This window comes from Actinopolymorpha sp. B9G3, assembly GCF_040120725.1.
Taxonomy (GTDB): domain Bacteria; phylum Actinomycetota; class Actinomycetes; order Propionibacteriales; family Actinopolymorphaceae; genus Thermasporomyces.
In genome coordinates, this window is sequence record NZ_JBEEAB010000009.1 from 244,052 (window position 1) to 267,549 (window position 23,498).

Consider the following 23,498-nt stretch of genomic DNA (forward strand, 5'->3'; position numbering starts at 1 on the left):
AGACGGAGCCATGTGAGCGCTGAGCTGATCGGAGGCCCGGGCCGCTCCGTGTCGGCCGAGGAGGCCCGACACTTCGTCAAAGAGCGCTTGCGTTCGGTCCCGCTCGACGGGCGGAGCCTGTGCGTGGTGATTCCGGATTCCACCCGGTCGTGCCCGCTGCCGCTGCTGCTGCGCGCGGTCCACGACGCCGTGGACGGGCGGGTGAGCCGGCTCACCGTTCTCATCGCACTGGGAACGCATCCACCGATGGACGAGGCGCAGTTGGCCGCGCACCTCGGGTACGCGGAGGGCCGGCTGGCCGAGACCTTTCCGCGTACGACGGTCGTCAACCACGAGTGGTGGATCCCCGAGGCGCTGGTCTCCGTCGGTGAGCTGCCGGCCCGCGAGGTGGCGGCGCTCGCCGAAGGGCGGTTCGAGGAGCCGGTGACGGTCACCGTCAACCGGCACGTCGTCGAGCACGATGTGGTGCTGGTCGTGGGGCCGGTCTTCCCGCACGAGGTGGTGGGCTTCTCCGGCGGCAACAAGTACTTCTTCCCAGGCGTCGCCGGCCGGGAGATCATCGACCTCACCCACTGGCTCGGCGCGTTGATCGGCAACACCGGGATCATCGGGATGCCTGGTGTGACGCCTGTGCGGGCGGTGATCGACCGGGCCGCCGCGATGATCCCTTCGGAGCGGCTGTGCCTCGCGGCGGTCGTCGCGTCCGGCACGAAGGATTTGCACTCGTTGGCGTTCGGCACGCCAGAGGACGCGTGGGCGGCGTCGGCGAAGGTGTCGGCGCAGACCCACGTCCGCTATCTGGAGAAGCCGGTCCGGCGGGTGCTGTCGCTCGTGTCGGAGCGCTACGACGAACTGTGGACCGCCAGCAAGGGGATGTACAAGGTCGAGCCGATCGTCGCCGACGGCGGCGAGGTCGTGGTCCACGCGCCGCACGTCCACGAGGTCAGCCGCACGCACGGTGCACTCATCGAGAAGATCGGCTACCACTGCCGCGACTACTTCACCGGTCAGTGGGAGAGGTTCGCCGACGTGTCGCGTTCGGTGCTCGCGCACTCCACCCACCTGCGAGGCGATGGTTCCTACGATCCGTCCCTCGGTGAGCGCTGCCGGGTCAGGGTGACGCTCGCGACCGGGCTCGACGAGGCCCGGACCCGCGCGCTCGGGCTCGACTACCGCGACCCGGCGACCATCGATCCGGCCGAGTGGGAGCGCGATCCCGACACCCTCGTGGTGCCCAACGCCGGCGAGATCCTGTTCCGGCTGAGGTCGTCCGGATGATGGTCGTCCGGATGAAGGTCGTCCGGATGAAGGTGGCGTCATGACGCGCGTCGCAGGTGGGTGGTTGAAGGTGCCCGAGGCAGAACTGTCGGTGCCGGGCGGGCTACCGGATCCCTTCGTCTGCCTGGACGGGTTCCGGGTGACGAGCGCGGCGGAGTGGTTCGAACGCCGCCGACCAGAGCTGATGGGCCTGTTCGCGCGCCAGATGTACGGCGTGACGCCGCAGGTGACGCTGCCCATGCGTACGCACGTGAGATCCGAGGACGCGACCGCACTGGACGGGCGGTCGACGCGGATCGAGGTTCGGCTTGCGTTCGGGTCGCCTGGCGACGCGCCGGTCGGCGCGGAGCCCACCCTCAACCTGCTGGTCCACCTCCCGAACGGCGCGGCCGGGCCGGTGCCGCTGTTCCTCGCGCTCAACTTCCGCGGCAACCACGAGGTGGAGGTCGGCCGGCAGGGCGAGCCGTGGCCCTTCGCGCACCTCGTCGAGCGCGGCTACGGCGTCGCGACCCTGTGCTACGAGGAGATCGAGCCGGACGTCGACGGACCGGCAACTGGCAACGCCGACGCCGGGCACTGGTCGGGGCGCCTCGGCATCCTGCGCCATCCGGTGTTCCTCGCTGCCGACGCGGCCCGCCGGGCCGGCGAGCGCTGGGGATCGTTGGGCGCCTGGGCCTGGGGGCTCAGCCGGGCGATGGACTACCTCGTCGGCAATCCGCGCGTCGACGCCATGCGGGTGATCGTCGCCGGACACTCGCGGCTCGGCAAGGCAGCGCTGTGGGCCGCCGCGCAGGACCTGCGCTTCGCGATGGCCGTCTCCAACAACTCCGGCTGCGGCGGCGTCGCGCTGTCGCGGCGGCTGGTCGGAGAGACCGTCGACGCGATCACGTCGCGGTTCCCGCGCTGGTTCTGCGGCAACTTCGCGGGGTACGCAGGGCGGGAGGGGACACTGCCGTTCGACCAGCACCTGTTGGTGGCGCTCGTCGCGCCGCGTCCGGTCTACGTCGCGAGCGCCGAGGACGACACCTGGGCCGATCCGTACGGCGAGTTCCTCGGCGCTCGCTACGCCGATCCGATCTACCAGCTGCTCGGCGTCGAGGGGATCGGCGCGACGTCGATGCCGCCGGTCTCGTCGCCTGTGCCCAGCCGGATCGGCTACCACATCAGGCCCGGCGGCCACGCCATGACGGCGTACGACTGGGAACGCTTCGCCGACGCCGCCGACCGCCACCTCCCCGCCCGGGTCTGACTCGCCGCCGCCCGCGCTGAGCCGCAAATGACCACGCTGAGCCGCGAATGACCGCGCTGAGCCGCGAATGACCACGCTGAGCATGCCAGCGGAACCACGACCATGCGTCCATGCATGGTGGGGTTCCGCTGGCATGCTCAGCGTGGTCATTCGCGGGCGCGGCACGGGGGCGTACTAGCCTGGCCCGGTGCCGACCGAGAGCTCACCCGCACCGCCGACGCTGCGCCAGGTCGTGCAGGTGCTCGACGAGCTCTACGACCCGAGCTGGGCGGCCGACTGGGACGCGGTGGGCCTCGTCTGCGGAGATCCGGACGCCTCGATCGCGCGGGTGCTCTTCGCCGTCGACCCGGTGGGTGAGGTGGTCGAGGAGGCGATCGCATGGTCGGCCGACCTGATCGTCGCACACCATCCGCTGTTCCTCCGGGGCGTCCACGGTGTGGCGGCGACGACACCCAAGGGCACGCTCGTACACCGGATGGTCACTCGGGGGATCGCGCTCCACGTGTGCCACACCAACGCCGACGCCGCCGCTCCGGGCGTGTCGGACGCCCTCGCCGCCGCGCTCGGGCTGACCAACCTGCGTCCGCTCGATCCGCGTCCCGACGCAGCGGCGCTCGGCACCGGACGGATCGGCTCCCTCCCACGCGCCGAACGCCTGGACACCTTCCGCGAGCGCGTGGCCACCGCGCTGCCCCCGACGGCGCACGGCGTCCGTGTGGCCGGCGATCTCGACCGGACCATTGCCACGGTGGCGGTCTGCGGTGGCGCGGGCGACTCCTACCTCGATCTCGTGCGGGCGGTCGGTGTCGATGCCTACGTCACCGCCGACCTGCGCCACCACCCGGCGTCGGAGGCCGGACAGTACCCCGGCGCGCCCGCCCTCGTCGACGTCGCGCACTGGGCCAGCGAGTGGCCATGGCTGGCCGACGCGGCCGGCCGGCTCGTGCGTGCACTCGCGCAGCGGGGCACTACGGTGGAGACCCGCGTCTCGACGACATGCACAGACCCGTGGACCCTCCACGTCCCCAGTGCGGTCCCCGCGGGCGGCCACCGCGATCAGGAAGGGAACATCCACTGAACGCCGACCCTCTCGTCCAGCTCCGGCTGCTCGACGTCCAGGTACTCGATTCGCGCCTCGACCAGCTGGCACATCGCCGGCGCACCGTCCCGCAGGCCGCCGAGGTCGAACGCCTGCACACCGAACGTCGGGAGCTCGAAACCGCGACCGTCGCCGCCGAGACCGAGGCCAGCGACCTCGCCCGCGAGCAGCGCAAGGCCGACGCCGATGTCGAACAGGTCCGCAGCCGCAAGGCGCGCGATGAGAAGCGGCTCCAGTCCGGACAGGTCGGTTCGCCGAAGGAGTTGGAGAGCCTCCAGCACGAGATCGAGTCCCTCACCAAGCGCCAGTCCGATCTCGAAGACGTCGAACTCGAGATCATGGAACGTCTCGAGTCCGCGACCGCCCGGCACGCCGAGCTGCAGGCCAGGCGTTCCGCCCTCGACACCACGATTGCCGAGACCGAACAGGCCCGTGACCAGGCGTACTCCGAGATCGACGCCGAAGCCGAACAGGCTCGCAAGGAACGCGCCGACGCGGCGGGCGGCATCACCGCAGAGCTCCTGGCGGCGTACGAGAAGAGTCGTACGCAGCGGGGCGGCGTCGGCGCGGCACCCCTGCGGCAGCGGCGCTGCGAGGGCTGCCGGATGGAGCTCGACGCGAGCTATCTCGCGAAGATCGCGGCGGCACCGCCCGAGCAGGTCATGCGCTGCGAGGAGTGTGGACGGATCCTGATCCGGACCCTCGACGCGAACGCCTGAGAGAGTCGGTCCGATGACTGCTCCAACGGCACCGACGGGCCGTCGCACACTCATCGTCGAGGCCGACGGTGGCTCGCGCGGCAACCCAGGTCCGGCCGCCTTCGGCGCACTGGTCCGCGATCCCGCGTCTCACGCCGTCCTCGCCGAGGCGGCCGACGAGATCGGGACGGCCACCAACAACGTCGCCGAGTACCGCGGCCTGATCGCCGGCCTCCAACTCGCCCGCGAGGTCGATCCGGAGGCGAGCGTCGAGGTACGGATGGACAGCAAGCTCGTCATCGAGCAGATGGCGGGCCGTTGGAGGATCAAGCACGCCGACATGCGCCAGCTCGCCATGGAGGCGCGGCGCCTGGTGCCGGCCCACGTCACGTGGACCCATGTGCCGAGGGAGCGGAACTCAGCCGCCGACGCCCTGCTCAACCGGGTGCTCGACGGTGGCGAGCCGATCTGGACCGTGCTCGGTGGCGACGCCACCACCACCGCTGTCGCGCCGCCCGACCACGGTGGGCAACCCACGGTCGTGCCGCAACCCGCGCCGGGGGACCGGTCGAGCGTGCCTGAAACCGGATGGGGCGAGACTTCCAGCCCGCCGACGACCCTGATTCTCGTCCGGCACGGTGAGACCTCCCGCTCGCTCGCCAAACGGTTCAGCGGATCCGGCGGCGAGGACGTGCCGCTGACCGACCGGGGGCGGCAGCAGGCCGAGGACGTCGCCGCCGCGCTCGTGGGTCGTGGCGTCGACGCGCTGGTGACCTCACCGCTGCGGCGCACGCGGGAGACCGCCGGCGTCATTGCCGGCGCGCTCGGGATTTCCGCGACCGTTGAGGACGGGCTGGCCGAGACGGCGTTCGGCGAGTGGGACGGCCTCACCTTCTCCGAGGTGCGGGCGCGCTGGCCCGCGGCGCTCGAGGACTGGCTGGCCTCGACAACGGTGGCGCCGCCGGGCGGGGAGTCCTTCGACTCGGTGAATCTACGTGTGCGGGCCGCGCTCGAGCGGCTGGTGAGCTCGTACGCCGGTCGGACGATCGCCGTCGTGACGCACGTGACGCCGATCAAACTGCTCGTCTGCCTCGCCCTGAACGTCCCGCTCCGCGCCGTCTTCCGGATGGAGCTGCCGCCGGGTTCGCGAAGCGAGGTCCGGTGGTACGCCGACGGGATGGCCTCTCTTCGTTCGTACGGCGTCGTCGATTCGGCACCCAGCTGACCACCCTCGGCCGCACGGGTTTCACGAGCGCCGGCGACCCGACGCTGCTGCAGCACCCACCGATTGAGGCGCGGGGCGCCGGCCGTGATCTCCCGCTCGGCAACCGGGTCGGCCTGCGGCTCGTTGATGGGGCCGTCGTCCGGCGTCGGCTGCATTTCGAGTTGGCGTGAACGGCGTGGCGACCGCGTGCCGCGTTTGGTGCGGAGTAGATGGTTGGCCTTCCGGCTCGGTTGACCGCTTCCCCGCATGGGATGCCGCATCGGCCACGGGGCCGTGCAGTAGGCGTCGGGAATCGTGGCGCTCGCCCGGCTCGCTACGCTTGGTGGAGGACGAGCCGGCCGGGCGGTCGCGTCGGGATGCGGGACCCATGCGGTCTGTGTCCCGCCGAGGAAAGTCCGGACTCCGTAGGGCAAGGTGGTGGGTAACACCCACCCGGGGCGACCCGCGGGACAGTGCCACAGAAAGCAAACCGCCAGCGGCCCCTGGTCGACGATGCTCGACCGGGGGTGCGGGTAAGGGTGAAACGGTGGTGTAAGAGACCACCAGCGTCCGGGGTGACCCGGACGGCTCGGTAAACCCCACCTGGAGCAAGGCCAAGAAGGGTACGGACGCTTCGGTGTCCGCGCCCGCGCAGGCGTTCGAGGGCTGCCCGCCCGAGCCTGCGGGTAGGCCGCTGGAGGTCACCGGCAACGGTGTCCCTAGAGGGATGGCCGCCGATCACAGAATCCGGCTTACAGGTCGGCTCGTCCTCTCACTTACGCGGTGGTGACGGCCGGTGCAGTCGCAGCATGCCCGGAACGCGTCCTACCGTCATGATCACGGGGAAGTGTGCCGGCGGGCGAGTGGAGGCCGCGGCGGAGCCGCGGTTCTTATCCGGCGCGTTCGGCCGTCGCGAGGTCGATGACGTTCTCCGGGTCGGCAAGGGCTCCGATCCGCCGGGCCGTCGGCCGGTTCTCCAGGTCGAGGTCATGGGCCTCGACGTCCGCCACCACGCAGGTGATGTTGTCCCGCCCACCCGCGGCGAGACCGGACGAAATGAGCCGCTCCACCGCGTTGTCCGGTGAGCCACCGACCTTCTTCGGTGACCCACCCGCCTCGTCGGGCGAGGTCGCGGCGGTGGGGGGCGACTCCGCGGCTCCGTCGGCTGGCATCCCTCCAAGGTCAGCACCGAGGCGCTCGTCGGAGATGAAGTCGGTGAGCCCGTCACTGCACAGCAGCAGCCGGTCGCCCTCCCGGAGATCGAGCATGGTGAGCTGCGGTTCGTGCCGGTCGGTGGCGTTGACGTAGCGGGTGACGACCGACCGGTGTGGATGGACCTTTGCTTCCTCCGGGGTGATCGATCCCTTGTCGAGGAGGACCTGGACGTAGGTGTGGTCGGTCGTCAGCTGCGTGAGCTCGCCAGCGCGCAGAAGGTACGCGCGGGAGTCCCCGACGTGCGCCAGGGCGAACCTCGTACCGTCGGTGAGGATCGCGGTCATTGTGGTCGCCATGCCGGCGCGTGCCTGGTCCGCGTCCACGCCGTCGCTGAGGGTATGGAGGGCGCGTTCGATCGTCTGGCGGAGGACGACGAGCAGGTCCACCGGATCCCCCGGTGAGGTGATGGCCCGCAGAGAGATCGTGCTCATCACGGACGCGACCGTGGCCGACGCGACTTCCCCGGCCGCCTGACCTCCCACGCCGTCGGCGACGACCAGCAGGTGTGGTGCGGCGAAGGCGGCGTCTTCGTTGTTGTCGCGCACATGACCGAGGTCGCTCTCTGCGGAGTACGCGAAACGCATGAGCATCCTCCAGTCACGTCACCTGCATCGGCCAGGGTCGGCGCAGCCGGAGCCCGCGGTGGAACCGGAAGTGCCCGTCGCCTGGCCGGTAGTGCAGGTCATCGTGCCACGCGGCATCGCCGCCGCGTAAGCGTTTCCTCATCTGATGAGTACGCCTGAAGCGAGCTGTGCGTCGTTGCACCGGCCAGACGTGCGGTACAGATTACGGTGTGCCGGCGCGGGCGTTGAGTGCGGAGTAGTCGAGTCCGCCCTTTAGCGCGGCATAGGTCCCGGTTGAGAGCACCTCCTCGGCACTGCATGCCGTCAGCACCGGCCGCGAGGAAGGCCCCGGCGTGCTCCAGGTCTCGGCGGCCGGTTGCGGTGCTCAGCGGTAGGCGTCGGCCTGCAGGGTGTAGAGCTCGGCGTAGAGGCCGGAGCGCTTCATGAGCTCGTCGTGGCTGCCCCACTCGCTGACCCTGGCGTCGTCGACGACGAGAATCAGGTCCGCCGAGCGCACGGTCGAAAACCGGTGCGAGACGAGGACGGTGATCGCGCCGTGCGCCGTCCCGGCCTGGCTCGCCGCCGAGAACCGCCCGAACAGGGCGTGTTCGGTCGGTGCGTCCAGGCTCGCCGTCGGCTCGTCGAGGAACAGGACCAGGGGTTCGGAGCGCATCGACGACCGCCCCAGAGCAACTTTCTGCCACTGCCCGGTCGACAGGTCGGTTCCGCCGGGCCAGCTCGAGCCCAGCTGGGTGTCCGCTCCGTTGTCCAGGCGCTCGAGGACATCGCTCGCGCCGGCGCGTTCCAGGGCGTCGTGGACGGCCCCGGCATCGTCATAACGCGGGAGGTCACCCACACCGACAGCGTGACGTGCGAGCAGTTCGAAGCGGGCGAAGTCCTGGAACGCCGCGGACAGCCTGGCCCGCCACTGCGCGAGGTCGATCCGCGCGAGGTCCAGGCCCTCGACGAGAATCCTGCCCTCGGTGGGTTCGTACATCCGTGAGAGCAGCTTGACCAGCGTCGTCTTGCCGGCACCGTTCTCGCCGACCAGTGCCACCACACTGCCGGCCGGCAGGTGGATCGACACGTCCCGCAGGATCCAGGTGTCGGTGCCGGGATACCGGAAGGACACGTGCTCGAACCGGATTCCCTCGTCCAGCCGCGCCGGTGCGGGCAGTGTGCCGGTGCCACCTGCCATGACCTTCGCCGCGTAGTCCTGGAGCCACAGCAGTCGGCCTGCCGCACGGAGCACCCGGCCGAGCCCGGCCACGCTGTACGCCGGGCCGAGCACCTGGTTCTGCACGCGTTCGCAGACGATCACAGCGGTGATCACTTCACCGGGCCTTGCCGCGCCGCGGCTGGCCTGCCACAACACGAACCCGACCGCGAGGGCGAACCCGACCGCGAAGAGCAACGAACGGAGGCCGCCGGTGAAGGTCTCCTTCACCTGTGCCCGGTGGATGGGACGACGGGCGTCGGCCCACGCTGAGTTCATCCGTCCCAGCACTTCACGCTGCAGGCCGAACACCCGCAGCTCCGGCGCGGCGGCCTGGTCGACGGCGAGACCACGCAGGTGGCGGGCCAACCGCCCAGGTGTGGCCGACTCCGCCTCCGCCGCGGCATGCCAACGCTGCTGGAGGCTCGCGATCGGGAACGCCGGAAGCGCGAACAGCACCAGCAGCAGGATGAACGGGTGGAGCATCAGCAGCACCACGCCAGTCCCCAAGGCACCGACCAGCGCCGTCGTCGTGGTGACGAGGCTGTTCAGCGACTGGCCGAGTACGCCCTGGCTCTGGCGTAGCAGCTCGATCCGGTCCTGGTAGTCGCCGCGTTCGTGGTGCTCGATCCCTGGCAGCTCGCTCGAGAGCCGGCTGATCTCGCGGTCGAACGCGAAACCCACCCGCTCGGACAGCCGCACCCGGATGCCCGTCGCGACGTAGGAGGAGACATACCGCAGTCCGATGGTGACGAGCAGACCGATCGAGCCAGCCACCAGTTGGGCGCCGTCACGGTCGAGTACGCCGTCTGCGAGGACGCCGAGAAACCAACCGAACAAGGGGTACATCAACGCGCCGAGCGGTTCCAACGTCGTGCCCAGCGACCGCCACGGATCCGTACGGACGGCCGTACGCACCAGCAGGGAGATCTCCCGCCAACGCTCACGCATGTGCGGTCCCCTCCACGGCAGCTTCCCGGTCCTTCGGCTCATCGTCGAAGCGCTGGGCCTGCAGAGTGAACATCGTCGCGTAGGTCTCACCCGTCGCCATGAGCTCGTCGTGACTCCCGTCCTCGACAACCCTGCCGCCGTCGAGAACCACGATCCGGTCGACATGGCGCACGCTGGAGAGCCGGTGCGAGACCAGGATCGTCGTGGTGTCGCGGGTCAGGGCGAGGAACCGGTCGAAGAGCTCGGCCTCGGCGCGTACGTCGAGATTGGCCGTCGGCTCGTCGAGGATCAGCAGCCCGGCTCCGCCCCGGATGGCCGCGAGCGCCCTGGCCAGCGCGACCTTCTGCCACTGTCCACCGGACAGGTCCACGCCATCGGGGTAGCCACGGGCGAGAATCGTGTCCCATCCGGCCGGCAACTCCGCGAGCAGGTCGAGGCCACCCGCGTCGCGGAGAGCCGACTCCAGCTCGTGCGGCTTGTCGAGAAGGTCGAGACTGCCGAACCCGACGTTCTCGCGGAGCGACAGTTCGTACCGGATGAAGCTCTGGAAGATGACACCCAGACGGGTCCGGAGCTCGGCGGGATCGAACGTACGCAGATCCCTGCCGTCGACGCTGACGCGTCCAGCGTCTGGCGCGTACAGTCCGCAGATCAGCTTGGTCAGCGTGGTCTTGCCGGCACCGTTGAGGCCGACAATGGCGAGGGACTGACCCGCGGGGACGTGGAGGTCGAGACCTGCGAGCACCGGCCGGCTCCCGCCGCGGTAGCTGAAGCGGACCCCTTCGAGACGGATGTCAGCCGGCCCGCCTGCCGTGGACGGACGAAGTGGGGGATCGCCGTCCCGCCGCGGAGCGGGCCCGTCGACACCGGCCATGTCGTAGAAACTGGCCCTGTCGTAGAAACTGGCCCTGTCGTAGAAACTGGCCCTGTCGTAGAAACTGGCCCTGTCATCGACACCGAGGCGCTTCTCCAGATCGAGGAGTTGGCGGGCGAGTGCCGCCGCCCGCCCCACCCGCCACTGCGGCTCACCCAGAAATCCCAACTCGCCCATGCCGAGTGCCGCCAGGCCGTACACCGTCAGAGCGCCGACGCTCAGGTCTCCCTGGCTGGCCTGCCAGCCCAGTGCCGCGAACACGACGCCATACGCACCGACGACAGCGGTGGTACCGAGGGCGATGCCCCGCACGTTGGTACGTCGTGCCCGCCAGATCGCCGACATCGCCTCCAGCCAGGTCCTCGTGTATTCGGCGACGACCCACTCGGACAGCCCGAAGACGCGTACCTCCTTGGCGGCAGAGGGTCCCGTGGCCAGCCCGCGAAGGTACTCCGACCGTCGGAGCTGGCCACCACCCTCCGTTCTGGTGGCGGCGAAACCGCGTTCCATCCACCGGCTCGCGCCCCGGTTGGCGACGAACCAGCCGGCGATCAGGACGACGGGAGCCCACCAGGCGAAGGTGACGAGGATGGCAGCGGCCCCGATACCGGCGATGCGCATGGAGACGAGGATGCGGAGCGCCCAGGCGGTCTGGACGTAGAGGCCGGTGCGTTCGAAGTCGCGGATGGCGTCGAGATCTCCGGCCACCTCGGGGCTCTCGAGTTCGGCGATGTTCTTCGGCGCGAGGTACGCAGTTCCGGCGGTGTGGGACACCACCTGCATGAGCCTGGTGTTCATGACCTCGCAGAGCAGTCGCGCGAACGCGAGGCCGAGGCCACTGGCGAAGAAGCCGGCCGTCACCAGACCGAGGGCGACCAGGGCGTGGCGTCCGGCGGTGGAGGCGATTCCCTCGTCGACGGCCGCCGGAAGTGCGCCCACGAGCATGCCGGTCGCGAGGACGGTCGCGTTGGGCAGCAGGCCGAGCACGAGGGTGAGGATCGCCATCCAGACCATGAGAGACCGGTCTGCTCGCCAGAGAAGTAGGCCAAGTGCCTTGAGACCCCTGAACCAGGACAGCGGTGACACCTCCATTGGTAGCTGTACGGCCCCGCACTGTAGTCATCGGCGCGCTGTGTGGAAAGGTCGACAAGCCCGACGCAGGTCGTCGCGGACACGAGCGCGAGGGCGGCGTCCTCGACGAGCTCCGAACCGACGGTGTAGATGTGGTGGTGGAGGCCATGGCCTTGGTGGCGATCCAGCTGTGATGACATGTGAAGCCGAGGGAAAGAGGTGCGTTCGTGCCCGGACCGTTGTCGGACGTTCTTGTCATCGACCTGTCCCGGGCCCTCGCCGGTCCGCACGCCGCCATGATGCTCGGCGACCTCGGCGCGCGCGTGATCAAGGTCGAAAACCCAGACGGAGGTGACGATTCTCGCGGCTGGGGTCCACCGTTCGTCGGACCGGAGGCCGCACCCGAGGCAACATACTTCCTGTCCTGCAACCGGAACAAGGAGTCCATCACCCTCGACCTCAAGTCCGATGACGGCCGTCGGCAGCTGCGCCGCCTGCTACGCCAGGCCGACGTGCTCGTGGAGAACTTCCGGCCCGGCGTACTCACCCGACTCGGCTTTGCTGAGGACGAGCTGACGAGGCTCAACCCGCGGCTCGTCGTCCTTTCCATCACCGGGTTCGGCCATGACGGGCCGGAAGGTATGCGCGCCGGCTACGACCAGATCGCCCAGGGGGAGGGCGGGCTGATGTCCATCACCGGGCCGAGTCCGGAAGAGCCGATCCGGGTCGGGGTGCCGATCGCCGACCTGCTGGCGGGGATGTACGGCGCCTACGGTGTCGTCGCGGCCCTGCACGAACGGGCCCGCACCGGGCGCGGGCGGATCGTGCGTACGTCCCTGCTCGCCGCGATCGTCGGTGTGCACGCCTACCAAGGAACTCGCTACACCGTGGCGGGCGAGGTCGCCCACGCCCAGGGCAACCACCACCCGTCCATCTGTCCCTACGGGTTGTTCCACGCGGCCGACGGCATCGTCCAGATCTCCGTGGGCAGCGAAGGGTTGTGGCGACGGTTCGCGGCCGCGTTCGACCTCCCGGCGGACGCCGAGGGGTACGCATCCAACGCCGACCGCGTCGGCAACCGGGACGCGGTGATCGCCGCCGTCGAGGCCGCGTTCGCACAGTGGCCGACCGACCGTCTGCTGCCCAAGCTTGCGGAGGTCGGGGTGCCTGCCGGTGAGGTCAAGACGCTCGACCAGGTGTACGCATGGGATCAGACGCGCTCCCAGGGTCTGGTGGTCGACGTGGAGCACGCATCGCTGGGCCGGATCGCGATTCCCGGACCGGCGATCCGGCTGGACGACAACGCCTATGCCGGTGGGCAGGAAGCCAACCTCGCGCCGCCGACACTGGGCCAACACACGGACGCGGTCCTCGAATGGCTCGACGAGGTTGAGGCGGCGGAGGCTACCGCCGACCACGACCCGTTCTCAGCCGCCGACCCGGCCCGGGGCGCTGATCCGTCCACCTGATGCGCTGATCTGTCCTGATGCGCTGATCTGTCCTGATGCGCTGGTCTGTCCTGATGCGCTGGTCTGTCCTGATGCGCTGGTCTGTCCTGATGCGCTGATCCGTACCGACGAGCCGACCCGCTCTGAGGTGTGGCCCTGCAGTGGCGGGTCGGGAGGGGGTGGTCACCGGCGCCAGGCCGTGACGACGACCTCGGCCTCCGGGTCGTACGCCACCGTCGGCGCGCCGTCGACGATGAGGTCCGCCCGGTCCCTGGTCTGCTCCATGGTGAAATGTCGGCGTTCCGCCGCTGCCCAGGTGTCCCAGTATGGCCCGAAGCCGCCGTCGTCGCGGACCATGCCGCGGGCATACCTGGTCTCGGTCGGTGCCTCCACCCAGATCTTGCAGACGGCATGGCCGTCGACGACTCGCGCGGCGGAGCCAACGCCCTCGACGACCAGCGCCGGGCAGGCGGGGACGGCATGCCATTCGGCGAACGTGCCGGCGGTCCAGTCGTAGCGCCGGTAGCGCGCCGGCGCGCCGGTACGCAGCGGGCCGAGCAACCACGTCTCGAGCCGGGCCGCCACACCAGGCAGCCCGTCCCATCCTTCGTACAGGTCGTCCATGTGGACCACCGGGACGTCGCCGAGTACCTTCGCCAGCTTGCCGGCGAGGGTTGTCTTGCCGGAACAGGTCGGACCGTCGACGCAGACCAGCCGCACCGGACCGAGACGCGGCGCCTCGACCAGGATGTGTCGGGCCACCGCGGCAAGTGGATGCACCACGCCGGCGGAGGTCTCCGGTGACATACCTACCGCCGGGTCGGGGCTCGTGCGGTCGCGGGACTCAGCCACGGCCGGCAAGCGTAGATGACCGATGCTCGCGATTCCTCGGACCGGTTATCGTCTCGCCCTGCCGCACCAGTGTCGACGGCGCCAAGGTGGGCGTGGCGTTCGTCCGGCGGTTCTCGGCCGAAGCGTCGGCGCCCTACTGCGCGACCGGCGAGAAGGCGTGGACGAGCAGACGCTGAGAGCTTTGGTAGGCTTACAGCCGGCCGATCTGGCCAGGTGCGTTCCGCGTGCCCGACCAGATCCCAAAGCGGAGGTCATCTCCCACCCGCAGCGATCAGCAATGATCGTCGGGTCCGGCCGGTCGCCAGGCGCTCCTCGCGAGTGCTACCAGGCGGCCCGTGCGGCACTCCAGCCTTCGGGCTGGTGCCCACCGCATGCACCGGGTGATGGCTTCCGTGACGAGAGCACGGGAGCCTTTTTCGTGTTCTCACCATTTGCGAGGTGTCCGGACCGGCGGCCGCCAGCCATCGTCTACCACCCAGGAGGGTCCTCATCGCCACAGAGCTTCGCGTCAATGAGCGGATCCGGGTTCCCGAGGTCCGACTCGTCGGACCTGCAGGGGAGCAGGTCGGCATCGTACGTATCGACGATGCGTTGCGCCTGGCGCAGGAGGCGGATCTCGACCTTGTCGAGGTCGCCCCGACGGCCAGGCCGCCGGTCTGCAAACTGATGGACTTCGGGAAGTTCAAGTACGAAACCGCTCAAAAGGCCCGGGAAGCTCGACGTAACCAGGCCCAGACGGTCATCAAGGAGATGAAGCTCCGCCCGAAGATCGACCCGCACGACTACGAGACCAAGAAGGGTCACGTGGTGCGGTTCCTTCGCCAGGGGGACAAGGTCAAGATCACGATCATGTTCCGTGGACGCGAGCAGAGCCGGCCCGAACTGGGCTTCCGGCTCCTGCAGCGACTGGCCGAAGACATCGACGATCTCGGGTATGTCGAATCCCAGCCCCGACAGGACGGCCGGAACATGATCATGGTCGTCACGCCGCACAAGCGGAAGTCGGAGGCGCGGGCAGACATCGAGGCCGACAAGGCCCGCCGGGCCGCCGAACGCGAGGCGGACCGGGTGGCCGAACGCGCCGAGCGGACCGCACCGCAGGAGCGGGCCGAGCGCACGCCACAGACGGCGGACGTCGAGTAACACCACCACCGGGTCGCCCGGCCGGGGATCTGGTCCCTGACCGGCGGCCACGTACGACCAAGCATCACGTCGGGTGCGCATTGTGCCCTCGACGCCTCCAGCCAAGGGACGACCATGCCGAAGATGAAGACCCACAGCGGGGCCAAGAAGCGCTTCCGGGTGACCGCCAGCGGGAAGCTCATGCACAACCGGGCGAGCCGGAGCGCCAAGATGGAGAAGAAGGCGGCCAAGGTTTCGCGGCGACTCGCGCCGGCCGTCGAGGCGGCCTCCCCTGACAAGAAGAAGATCAAAAGGCTTCTCGCGCGCTGACGCGGCCGCACGGCCTCAGGCCCTTGACGGCGGTCGTACCACCACCGACTCCCAGGGCCGTCCCACCAGACCCGACCATGAACCACGCCGCGTTCCAGCTGTGCGCGGCACACCCGAGCAAGGAGTACGCCAGTGGCACGCGTGAAGCGGGCGGTCAACGCCCACAAGAAGCGTCGCGAAATCCTCGAGAGGGCCAAGGGGTACCGCGGCCAGCGCTCGCGCCTCTACCGCAAGGCAAAGGAGCAGGTCACCCACTCCCTCGTCTACTCCTACCGCGACCGCAGGGCGCGCAAGGGCGACTTCCGGCGGCTGTGGATCACCCGGATCAACGCCGCGGCCCGGCAGAACGGCATGACCTACAACCGGTTCGTCCAGGGTCTGAAGGCCGCCGGCGTCGAGGTGGACCGGAAGATCCTCGCTGATCTCGCCGTCACCGACGCCCCGGCGTTCGCCGCACTGGTCGAAGTGGCCAGGAAGGCACTGCCCGCCGAGACCGACGCCGCGGCCTGACGGCAGATTCGTACGACACCGACGATTCGCGACCGACGTTGATGTCCGTGGCCGGCCCGGAGCTCACCGACCTGCGCGCCAGCCGTGTGGTCGCTGCACGGCGCCTCGTGAAGCGGGCGTTCCGGTCGCGGGGCCGACAGTTCCTGGCTGAGGGCCCGCAGGCCGTCTGCGAGGCGCTCGCGGTTCCCGGCATAGTGCGGGAGCTCTTCGCGACGGCTCCGGCGACGCAGCGTTATCCCGAGTTGATCGCCGCCGCCGAGCGAGGCGACGTCCCCGTACGCCTGGTGTCCGGTGAGGTCTTCGACAGCCTCGCGCAGACGGTGACCCCGCAAGGTGTCCTGGCGGTGTGCTGCTTTGTCGACGTGGCCTATTCCGAGGTGGTAGACGCGGCGCCCTCGTTGGTCGCGGTCCTGGCGCAGGTTCGTGATCCGGGCAATGCCGGCACGGTCCTGCGGTGCGCGGACGCTGCGGGCGCTGACGGGGTGGTGTTCACGGACGCCTCGGTCGATGTCTACAACCCGAAATGTGTCCGCGCATCCGCGGGCAGCCTGTTCCACCTCCCGGTCGCGGTGGGCATGCCGGCGGCCGAGGGGGTCGCCTCGCTGCGGGCGGGAGGGGTGAGGGTGCTCGCCGCCGACGGCGCGGGCGAGATCGACCTGGAAGTCGCGGGTGAGCGGGGCCTGCTCGCCGGGCCGACGGCCTGGATCTTCGGCAACGAGGCCTGGGGCCTGCCGTCGGCGACACGTGGGTTGGTCGATGCCGTGGTCCGCGTGCCTGTCTACGGTCGCGCCGAGAGCCTCAACCTCGCTACTGCGGCCGCCGTCTGCCTCTACGCCTCTGCCCGGGCCCAGCGTGCGCCTGGCGGCTGCCGATCCGACCCGGGTGCCCCGGTGGTTCGCGGCAAATGACCACGCTGAGCAGGTATGCCGCATCGGACCAGGCGTCGATGCATGGCTCGGGTGCTGCAGACCTGCTCAGCGTGGTCATTTGCCGGCCTTGGCCGGCGCCGGGAGGGCTGGGCTGGCCACCGCCGGGCGTCTCCCTAGACTTTGCCAGGCGTACGACTTGATGAGGGGACCCTCCGACTGAACATGTCCGGCCCGAACACGAACTACGATCCGGTCGAGGTCACGCCACTGCACCCCGACGAGGTGGCGCGGATGCGCGACGAGGCGCTGGCCGCGATCGAGGCGGCGGAAGATCTCGACGCCCTCCGCGAGGCGCGCCTCGCCCACGCCGGCGACCGCAGCCCGCTCGCGCTCGCCAACCGCGAGATCGGTTCACTCCCACCGCAGGCCCGCAAGGACGCCGGTATGCGGATCGGCGCCGCCCGCAAGGCCGTCAACGAGGCCCTCGCGGCGTGCCAGGCCGCTCTCGAGCAGAAGCGCGAGGCCCGGATCCTCGTCGAGGAGGCCGTCGACGTCACCCAGCCGTGGGACGTCGAGCCTCGCGGCGCCCGGCATCCGCTGACCACGGTCTCCGAACGCATCGCCGACGTCTTCGTGGCGATGGGCTGGGAGGTCGCCGAAGGGCCGGAGGTCGAGGCCGAGTGGCTGAACTTCGACGCCCTCAACATCCCACCGGACCACCCGGCACGTACGACGATGGACACGTTCTTCGTCGACCCGGAGGAAGCCGGCGTCGTCCTGCGTACCCACACCTCACCCGCCCAGGCACGCACGATGCTGGCCCGCAAACCGCCCATCTACGTCGTGTGTCCGGGTCGGACCTACCGCACGGACGAGCTCGACGCGACCCACACGCCGGTCTTCCACCAGGTCGAGGGGCTCGTCGTCGACGAGGGCATCACGATGGCGCACCTCAAGGGAACCCTCGACCACTTCGCGCAGGCGATGTTCGGCGAGGGCATCAGGACCCGGCTGCGTCCGTACTACTTCCCGTTCACCGAGCCGAGTGCCGAGCTCGACCTGCAGTGCTTCGTGTGTCGCGGCGCCTCCGTCGGCAACCCGGACCGGCCGTGTCGCACGTGCGCGAGCGAGGGCTGGATCGAGTGGGGCGGCTGCGGAGTGGTCAACCCCCGCGTCCTCACCGCCTGCGGCATCGACACCGACCGCTACTCCGGTTTCGCGTTCGGGATGGGAATCGAACGCACCCTGATGTTCCGGCACGGCATCGCCGACATGCGCGACATGGTCGAGGGTGATGTGCGGTTCACCCAGGCGTTCGGATGGGAGAGCTGATGCGGGTCCCGATCTCGTGGCTGCGGGAGTACGTCGACCTGCCCCCCGACATCAGTGCCCGCGAGGTGGCCGATCGGCTGATCCGCTCCGGGCTCGAGGTCGAGGCGGTCGACGAGGTGGGTGCCGACGTCAGCGGCTCGCTGGTGGTCGGCAGGGTTCTGTCCTACGCCGAGGAGACGCACAAGAACGGCAAGACCATTCGCTGGTGCAGCGTCGACGTCGGCGAGGCCGAGCCACGCGGTGTCGTCTGTGGTGCCCGCAACTTCGCCGAGGACGATCTCGTCGTCGTGGCGCTGCCCGGCACGGTGCTGCCCGGTGGGTTCACCATCGGCGCCCGCAGGACCTACGGCCACGTGTCCGACGGCATGATCTGCTCGGCTCTGGAACTCGGCCTCGGTGACGACCACACCGGCATCATCGTGCTGGACCCCGGCGAGACGGTCGAGCCCGGCGCGGATGCCGTCGCGCTGCTGCGGTTGCGTGACGACGTGCTCGACATCGCCACCACGCCCGACCGCGGCTACACCATGTCGATACGTGGCGTGGCACGCGAGGCGGCGACGGCGTTCGGTCTGGCGTTCACCGATCCTGTCGAGGCTCCGCTGACATCTGGCAAGAGTGGCCTGATCGAGCCTTCCGATGCCGGCTATCCGGTGCGGGTCGACGACCCGGTGGGCTGCCCGTCGTTCGCGGCGGTCACCGTGGTCGGGTTCAACCCGGCCACGCCAAGCCCGCGGTGGTTGCAGCGGCGGATCCAGTTGGCCGGAATGCGGCCGATCTCACTCGGTGTCGACGTCACCAACTACGTCATGCTCGACCTGGGCCAGCCGATCCACGGCTGGGACCGTGCGCTACTGCGTGGCCCGATCGTGGTCCGTCGGGCCGAGCCCGGGGAGAAGCTGCAGACCCTCGACGGTGTGACCCGGGTGCTCGATCCCGAGGATCTCGTGGTCACCGACGACTCCGGCCCCGTCGGGCTCGGTGGGGTCATGGGCGGTGCGACCACGGAACTGTCGGAGCAGACGACCGACATCGTGGTCGAGGCGGCGTACTGGGATCCGGTCACGATCGCGCGTACGTCCCGGCGGCACAAACTGTCGAGTGAGGCGTCCAAGCGGTTCGAACGCGGCGTCGACTCCCAGCTTCAGGCGTTCGCGGCGCGGCGGGTGGCGGAACTGCTCGTCGAGATCGGCGGTGGGCGGATCGAGGAAGGTACGACGCTCGTCGGCGTGGTTCCGCCGCGGGAGCCGCTCACGATCCCGGCCGACCACCCGTCCCGGGTCGCCGGCTACGACATCGCCGCGGAGCCGACCGTACGCCGGCTGCAGGAGGTTGGCTGCGAGGTCACGGCTGCCGGCGGCGCGCTGACCGTCACCCCGCCGTCGTGGCGTCCCGACCTCACCGACCCCAACGACCTGGCCGAAGAGGTCATCCGCCTCGAAGGCTACGACGCCGTGCCCAGTGTGCTGCCGGTCGCACCACCCGGGCGCGGCCTCACGGCCGACCAGCGGCTGCGTCGCCTGATCGGCCAGACGTTGGCGGGTGCGGGTTATGTCGAGGTCCTGGCGTACCCCTTCGTCGGGGTGGCCGACTTCGACCGGCTCCAGCTTCCCGCCGACGACGTCCGCCGCCGGGCGCTCCGGCTCGCCAACCCGCTGTCGGAGGAGCAGCCGTTGCTGCGTACGACCCTGCTTCCTGGCCTGCTCGACACGGCTCGGCGCAACGTCGGACGCGGCATGACCGACCTGGCGCTCTTCGAGGTTGGCCTGGTCTTCCGACCGGAGTCAGACACGCCACCAGCGCCGCGGCTCCCGGTCGACGACCGCCCGACCGACGAGGAGATCGCGGCCCTCGATGCCGCCCTCCCGCGGCAGCCCCGCCGGGTGGGTGTCGTCCTGTGCGGCGAGCGGGAGCGGTCCGGCTGGTGGGGCGCCGGTCGGCAGGCGGGATGGGCCGACGCGATCCAGGCGGCCCGGTTGGTCGCGGGCGCGGCCGGCGTGGACCTGGAGGTACGCGCCGACGAGCATGCCCCGTGGCATCCTGGCCGGTGCGCGATCCTGCGCGTCGATGGGCGTCTCGTGGGCCATGCCGGTGAGCTGCACCCCAAGGTCGTCGAGGCGTACGGCCTGCCGGCGCGCGCGTGCGCGATGGAGCTGGACCTGTCGCTGCTGGGCGCGCGGACCGGGCCGGTGGCGGCGCCCACGGTCTCCCCGTATCCGCCGGCCAAGGAGGACGTCGCGCTGACCGTCGACGCTGGTGTTCCGGTGGCCGACGTCGAGGCCGCTCTCCGCGAGGGCGCCGGCGAGCTGCTCGAGTCCGTACGCCTCTTCGACGTCTACACCGGCGCGCAGATCGCGGAAGGTACGAAGTCCCTGGCGTTCGCGCTGCGCTTCCGGGCGCCCGACCGGACACTGACCGATGCCGAGGTCGGCGCCGCGAAGCAGGCCGCGGTCGACGAAGCGGCCCGGCGTACCGGAGCGGTCCAGCGGGGCGCCTGAAACGGGTAACAACGCGGGGGAGGCGTAGGAAACCAATGGCGGACAACGCGAGCAAGGTCGCCCTGGTGACGGGTGCGAGCCGTGGCATCGGCCGGGAGATCGCGCTGACGCTTGCCCGGTCCGGTGTCGCCGTCGGTCTGACCGCCCGCGACTCCGACGCACTCGAGCGCGTACGCCGGGAATGCGAGGCCACCGGCGCGCGGGCAGCGACGGCGACGGCCGACGTCACCCGGTACGACGAGGTGCGGTCCGCAGTCGACACCGTGCGATCGGCCCTTGGTTCGGTCGACCTGCTGGTCAACAATGCCGGCCGGATCGAGACCAGTGAGGTCCCGTTGTGGGAGTCCGACCCTGACGAGTGGTGGGCGGTCGTCGAAACGGACCTTCGCGGGCCGTATCTCTTCTGCCGGGCAATGCTGCCGGCGATGGTCGACCGGAGGGCCGGTCGGATCGTCAACATCACCAGCGGGGCAGCGCTCAAGGACAGCGCGATCTACAGCGCCTACGGCGTCGCGAAGACGGCCTTGCTCCGGCTGACCGGTTCGATCGTCGCCGGAGCCGGTCCTGCCGGCGTTCGGGCGTTCGACGTCGCACCCGGCGTCGTCCGGACGGACATGACCGGCGCGATGCCGACCCACCGGGAACGCACGGCGTGGACTCCGGTGGAAGCCGTGACCAGCATGATCGAGGCGATCGCGTCGGGCCGTCTGGACCCACTGTCGGGCCGCTATCTGCGGGCGGGAACCGACGAGGTGTCAGACCTGCTGGAGCGCGCCGACGCGATCGCGCGAGACGATGCCCGCACACTGCGGCTTCGCCCCTACGGCGGCGACGACCCACTGGCCTGACAAACACATTTGCACTGACCTCTCCACACTTTTCGCCCGCGCATTGGAGTTGTCGCAAACTCCGGTTGCCCGCGCCCTCGACGAGTTGAATGTGAACGTACTCGGCCGCCTGAAAAGAGGCGCCGGGAATGTCGTGCCGGATTCAATTCATCAGGCGTAGAGAAAGTTTGATTGCGACATGCGGGTAACGTCGATCGGTCATGCCGGTTTCTTTATCGAGACAGCCGCCGGAACCATACTGTGTGACCCGTGGGTCAATCCCGCGTATTTCGCGTCATGGTTCCCGTTCCCGGACAACAGCAAGCTGGACTGGGACGCGTATCGAGATCCCGACTATCTGTATGTGTCGCACCTGCATCACGACCATTTCGACCCTGAGTTCCTGCGTACGGGCGTGTCGCACACCACCACGGTCCTCCTGCCCGACTATCAGACACCGGAGCTGGAGAATTCCCTGCGAGAGTTGGGTTTCACCAACTTCATCACCGTACCGAACTCGGAGCCGGTCACGCTCGACGGCGGGCTGCGCATCATGATCGTTGCGCTTGTCTCGCCCAGCGACGGGCCCATCGGTGATTCCGCACTCGCGATCGACGACGGGACCGCCCGTCTTCTCAACCAGAACGACGCGAAACCGATCGATCTCGACGTCGTGCGTTCGTTCGGTGATTACGACGTGCAGTTCCTGCAGTTCTCCGGCGCCAACTGGTGGCCACTTGTCTATGACCTTCCCGAGTCGGCGAAGGTTGCGTTCGGCCGGAGTAAGCGGGAGAACGGCCTGGCGCGGGCGTACCGCTATGTCGAGGAGATCAACGCCCGTTATGTGGTTCCCTCGGCTGGGCCGGCGGCGTTTCTCGATGATGACCTGATGCAGTACAACGATATCGACAACTCCCCATCGAACCCGTTTCCCGACCACCCGGTCTTTCTCGACTATCTGCGGGAGAAGGAACGGAACAACGGTTTGCTCATGGTGCCTGGCAGCGTGCTGGCCATCACCACCGGAAACGCGGCTGAGGTAACCCACCCGGACGATCACCCGATGGCGCCCTACCAGGACAAGGCGCTCTACCTCCAGTCCTACGCCGAACGTGTGCGCCAGCGGCTGGAAAAGGAGAAGGCGGCGTGGCCCGCCCCGCAGGTCAACATCCTGCCCGAGATCAAGAAGCGGTTCGAACCGTTGCTGAAGATCGCCGACCACATCAGCACCGGAGTAGGCGCCCAACTGCTCATGGAGATCGGCGATACTGACCAGATCGTCGTCGACTTCATCGACCGCGAGGTGCGCCCGTGGAACGGCGAGAAGTGCAGGTACCGCTTCCGGTTCGACCGCACCCTCATCGAGCGGCTGATCGCCGACGACGAGGGAGACTGGGTCAACAGCCTCTTCCTGAGCCTGCGGTTCGGCGCCTCGCGGATCGGTCCGTACAACGAGTTCGTCTACACCTTCTTCAAGTGCCTCTCACCGGAACGCATGACCTACGCCGAGCGCTGGTACGCCCAGCAGGAGGACGAGGTGGAGGAGATCCAGCTCGGTGACTGGATGGTCCAACGCAAGTGCCCACATCGGCAGGCCGACCTGAGCTACTTCGGCGAGGTCACGGGCGACCGGTTGCGGTGCTCCATGCACGGGTACGAGTTCGACCTGTCGACGGGGCGTTGCCTCAACGCGAGCGACCGGCCGATCAAGGCCCGCAAGGTCACGGCGGCGGACTCCGTGCCCGTTCCCACCCACGAGGTGCCCGAGGACTGACGCCCTCACGCGCGGGCGGCCCGGCGGATGAGCGCGGGAAGCCCGTCGGGGTAGCGCTCCCCGCTGGCGGCGAGTTCGTCGGCGTACCACCAGCGGTACGAGACGGTCGTGGCCCTCTCCAGGGCATCCAACCCGTCGAACGAGACCGCGACCTCGCCGACCCGCACGGCGAAGAACGCCTGGGACTGGACGACGAAGTACCCACCCCAGGAGAACTCGACCATGTACGACGCCAGCGGCTCCCCGAAGACGGACGCGTCGACGACGATTCCGGTCTCCTCGCGCAGCTCCCGGCGCGCTGCCTCGCGCGGTGTCTCGCCGCGGTCGATGGCGCCACCGACCGTGAACCAGAAGGGCTCCTCCGGGCGCACGGGGTCGAATCCGTACAACAGGAGCACCCTGCCAGCGGTGTCGACGGGGAGCACCCGGCTGGTCGCTCGCTCGATGTACGCGCGGACACCAGTCCACGAGCGGGACCGGGCGGCGGTCTTCGATGCGGTCGGCTCGCTCACGCCGAC

Annotated in this window: 20 protein-coding genes and 1 other RNA gene; 15 read left to right on the forward strand and 6 right to left on the reverse strand. The window is 69.5% G+C overall.

Translation table 11 applies throughout. From position 1 onward, the window contains the following. Positions 1-12 precede the first annotated feature (12 nt). From ABNF93_RS17930 to rnpB, 6 genes are all read left to right on the forward strand, one after another. Positions 13-1,278 (forward strand): lactate racemase domain-containing protein, encoded by a 1,266-nt coding sequence (locus ABNF93_RS17930; RefSeq protein ID WP_349329229.1) that lies wholly within the window; start codon positions 13-15, stop codon positions 1,276-1,278. Positions 1,279-1,318: 40 nt separating this feature from the next. After that, complete coding sequence (locus ABNF93_RS17935; RefSeq protein WP_349329230.1) at positions 1,319-2,527, forward strand: alpha/beta hydrolase family protein; 1,209 nt, start codon at positions 1,319-1,321, stop codon at positions 2,525-2,527. A 187-nt stretch (positions 2,528-2,714) separates the two neighbouring features. Then, positions 2,715-3,605, forward strand: a complete 891-nt coding sequence (locus ABNF93_RS17940) for a Nif3-like dinuclear metal center hexameric protein (protein ID WP_349329231.1) — start codon at positions 2,715-2,717, stop codon at positions 3,603-3,605. After that, positions 3,524-4,345, forward strand: a complete 822-nt coding sequence (locus ABNF93_RS34945; RefSeq protein WP_502877590.1) for a zinc ribbon domain-containing protein — start codon at positions 3,524-3,526, stop codon at positions 4,343-4,345. Before ABNF93_RS17940 ends, ABNF93_RS34945 begins: the two co-directional genes overlap by 82 nt. Before the next feature lie 13 nt (positions 4,346-4,358). Continuing rightward, positions 4,359-5,549: a bifunctional RNase H/acid phosphatase gene (locus ABNF93_RS17955; protein WP_349329234.1), complete on the forward strand. Its 1,191-nt coding sequence runs from the start codon at positions 4,359-4,361 to the stop codon at positions 5,547-5,549. Positions 5,550-5,879: 330 nt separating this feature from the next. Beyond that, an RNA gene (gene rnpB, locus ABNF93_RS17960) (RNase P RNA component class A) lies at positions 5,880-6,299 on the forward strand. A 119-nt stretch (positions 6,300-6,418) separates the two neighbouring features. Here rnpB and ABNF93_RS17965 read toward each other — a convergent pair. From ABNF93_RS17965 to ABNF93_RS17980, 4 genes are all read right to left on the reverse strand, one after another. After that, positions 6,419-7,327, reverse strand: a complete 909-nt coding sequence (locus ABNF93_RS17965) for a PP2C family protein-serine/threonine phosphatase (protein WP_349329235.1) — start codon at positions 7,325-7,327, stop codon at positions 6,419-6,421. A gap of 13 nt (positions 7,328-7,340) precedes the next feature. Further along, positions 7,341-7,469, reverse strand: coding sequence for a hypothetical protein (locus ABNF93_RS17970; RefSeq protein ID WP_349329236.1), 129 nt, complete (start codon positions 7,467-7,469; stop codon positions 7,341-7,343). Positions 7,470-7,691: 222 nt separating this feature from the next. Further along, a complete protein-coding gene (locus ABNF93_RS17975) occupies positions 7,692-9,473 on the reverse strand; it encodes an ABC transporter ATP-binding protein (RefSeq protein WP_349329237.1) in 1,782 nt (593 codons plus the stop codon). Then, the gene (locus ABNF93_RS17980) at positions 9,466-11,352 is read right to left on the reverse strand and encodes an ABC transporter ATP-binding protein (protein WP_349329238.1); all 1,887 of its coding nucleotides are present in this window, start codon (positions 11,350-11,352) and stop codon (positions 9,466-9,468) included. Before ABNF93_RS17980 ends, ABNF93_RS17975 begins: the two co-directional genes overlap by 8 nt. 293 nt (positions 11,353-11,645) lie before the next feature. On the opposite strand from ABNF93_RS17980, the gene ABNF93_RS17985 reads away from it, so the two are divergent. Next, positions 11,646-12,887 (forward strand): CaiB/BaiF CoA transferase family protein, encoded by a 1,242-nt coding sequence (locus tag ABNF93_RS17985; protein ID WP_349329239.1) that lies wholly within the window; start codon positions 11,646-11,648, stop codon positions 12,885-12,887. Positions 12,888-13,049: 162 nt separating this feature from the next. Here the strand turns inward: ABNF93_RS17985 and ABNF93_RS17990 are convergent, their stop codons facing one another. Further along, the gene (locus tag ABNF93_RS17990) at positions 13,050-13,718 is read right to left on the reverse strand and encodes a uridine kinase family protein (protein WP_349329240.1); all 669 of its coding nucleotides are present in this window, start codon (positions 13,716-13,718) and stop codon (positions 13,050-13,052) included. Between the two features lie 438 nt (positions 13,719-14,156). Here ABNF93_RS17990 and infC point away from each other — a divergent pair, with 438 nt between their 5' ends. The 8 genes from infC (at position 14,157) to ABNF93_RS18030 (ending at position 22,980) form a co-directional block, all read left to right on the forward strand. Further along, positions 14,157-14,861: a translation initiation factor IF-3 gene (gene infC, locus ABNF93_RS17995; protein ID WP_349329241.1), complete on the forward strand. Its 705-nt coding sequence runs from the start codon at positions 14,157-14,159 to the stop codon at positions 14,859-14,861. Between the two features lie 123 nt (positions 14,862-14,984). Then, positions 14,985-15,170, forward strand: coding sequence for a 50S ribosomal protein L35 (rpmI, locus tag ABNF93_RS18000; RefSeq protein WP_502877591.1), 186 nt, complete (start codon positions 14,985-14,987; stop codon positions 15,168-15,170). A 132-nt stretch (positions 15,171-15,302) separates the two neighbouring features. Continuing rightward, on the forward strand, positions 15,303-15,680 hold the full coding sequence (rplT, locus tag ABNF93_RS18005) for a 50S ribosomal protein L20 (RefSeq protein ID WP_349329243.1): 378 nt from the start codon (positions 15,303-15,305) through the stop codon (positions 15,678-15,680). 47 nt (positions 15,681-15,727) lie between these two features. Further along, positions 15,728-16,588 (forward strand): TrmH family RNA methyltransferase, encoded by an 861-nt coding sequence (locus ABNF93_RS18010; RefSeq protein ID WP_349329244.1) that lies wholly within the window; start codon positions 15,728-15,730, stop codon positions 16,586-16,588. 183 nt (positions 16,589-16,771) lie between these two features. After that, entirely contained in the window at positions 16,772-17,881 is a 1,110-nt protein-coding gene (pheS, locus tag ABNF93_RS18015) for a phenylalanine--tRNA ligase subunit alpha (RefSeq protein ID WP_349329245.1), read from the forward strand. Continuing rightward, positions 17,881-20,379: a phenylalanine--tRNA ligase subunit beta gene (pheT, locus tag ABNF93_RS18020; RefSeq protein ID WP_349329246.1), complete on the forward strand. Its 2,499-nt coding sequence runs from the start codon at positions 17,881-17,883 to the stop codon at positions 20,377-20,379. The genes pheS and pheT overlap by 1 nt, the downstream gene beginning before the upstream one ends. Positions 20,380-20,414: 35 nt before the next feature. Further along, entirely contained in the window at positions 20,415-21,227 is an 813-nt protein-coding gene (locus ABNF93_RS18025) for an SDR family NAD(P)-dependent oxidoreductase (RefSeq protein WP_349329247.1), read from the forward strand. 178 nt (positions 21,228-21,405) lie between these two features. After that, positions 21,406-22,980, forward strand: coding sequence for a Rieske 2Fe-2S domain-containing protein (locus ABNF93_RS18030; RefSeq protein WP_349329248.1), 1,575 nt, complete (start codon positions 21,406-21,408; stop codon positions 22,978-22,980). Positions 22,981-22,985: 5 nt separating this feature from the next. Here the strand turns inward: ABNF93_RS18030 and ABNF93_RS18035 are convergent, their stop codons facing one another. After that, positions 22,986-23,492 carry an NUDIX hydrolase gene (locus ABNF93_RS18035; RefSeq protein ID WP_349329249.1) on the reverse strand — a complete coding sequence of 169 codons (507 nt, stop codon included), beginning with the start codon at positions 23,490-23,492 and terminating at the stop codon, positions 22,986-22,988. Positions 23,493-23,498 lie beyond the last annotated feature (6 nt).

Excerpts from the sequence above, each read along its gene's own strand:
- ABNF93_RS17935 (WP_349329230.1), top strand. The coding sequence starts at position 1,319 with ATGACGCGCGTCGCAGGTGGGTGGTTGAAGGTGCCCGAGGCAGAACTG.
- ABNF93_RS34945 (WP_502877590.1), top strand. The coding sequence starts at position 3,524 with ATGCACAGACCCGTGGACCCTCCACGTCCCCAGTGCGGTCCCCGCGGG.
- ABNF93_RS17955 (WP_349329234.1), top strand. The coding sequence starts at position 4,359 with ATGACTGCTCCAACGGCACCGACGGGCCGTCGCACACTCATCGTCGAG.
- ABNF93_RS17965 (WP_349329235.1), bottom strand. The coding sequence starts at position 7,327 with ATGCGTTTCGCGTACTCCGCAGAGAGCGACCTCGGTCATGTGCGCGAC.
- ABNF93_RS17970 (WP_349329236.1), bottom strand. The coding sequence starts at position 7,469 with ATGAGGAAACGCTTACGCGGCGGCGATGCCGCGTGGCACGATGACCTG.
- ABNF93_RS17975 (WP_349329237.1), bottom strand. The coding sequence starts at position 9,473 with ATGCGTGAGCGTTGGCGGGAGATCTCCCTGCTGGTGCGTACGGCCGTC.
- ABNF93_RS17980 (WP_349329238.1), bottom strand. The coding sequence starts at position 11,352 with ATGGCGATCCTCACCCTCGTGCTCGGCCTGCTGCCCAACGCGACCGTC.
- rpmI (WP_502877591.1), top strand. The coding sequence starts at position 14,985 with ATGAAGACCCACAGCGGGGCCAAGAAGCGCTTCCGGGTGACCGCCAGC.
- pheS (WP_349329245.1), top strand. The coding sequence starts at position 16,772 with ATGTCCGGCCCGAACACGAACTACGATCCGGTCGAGGTCACGCCACTG.
- pheT (WP_349329246.1), top strand. The coding sequence starts at position 17,881 with ATGCGGGTCCCGATCTCGTGGCTGCGGGAGTACGTCGACCTGCCCCCC.
- ABNF93_RS18025 (WP_349329247.1), top strand. The coding sequence starts at position 20,415 with ATGGCGGACAACGCGAGCAAGGTCGCCCTGGTGACGGGTGCGAGCCGT.
- ABNF93_RS18030 (WP_349329248.1), top strand. The coding sequence starts at position 21,406 with ATGCGGGTAACGTCGATCGGTCATGCCGGTTTCTTTATCGAGACAGCC.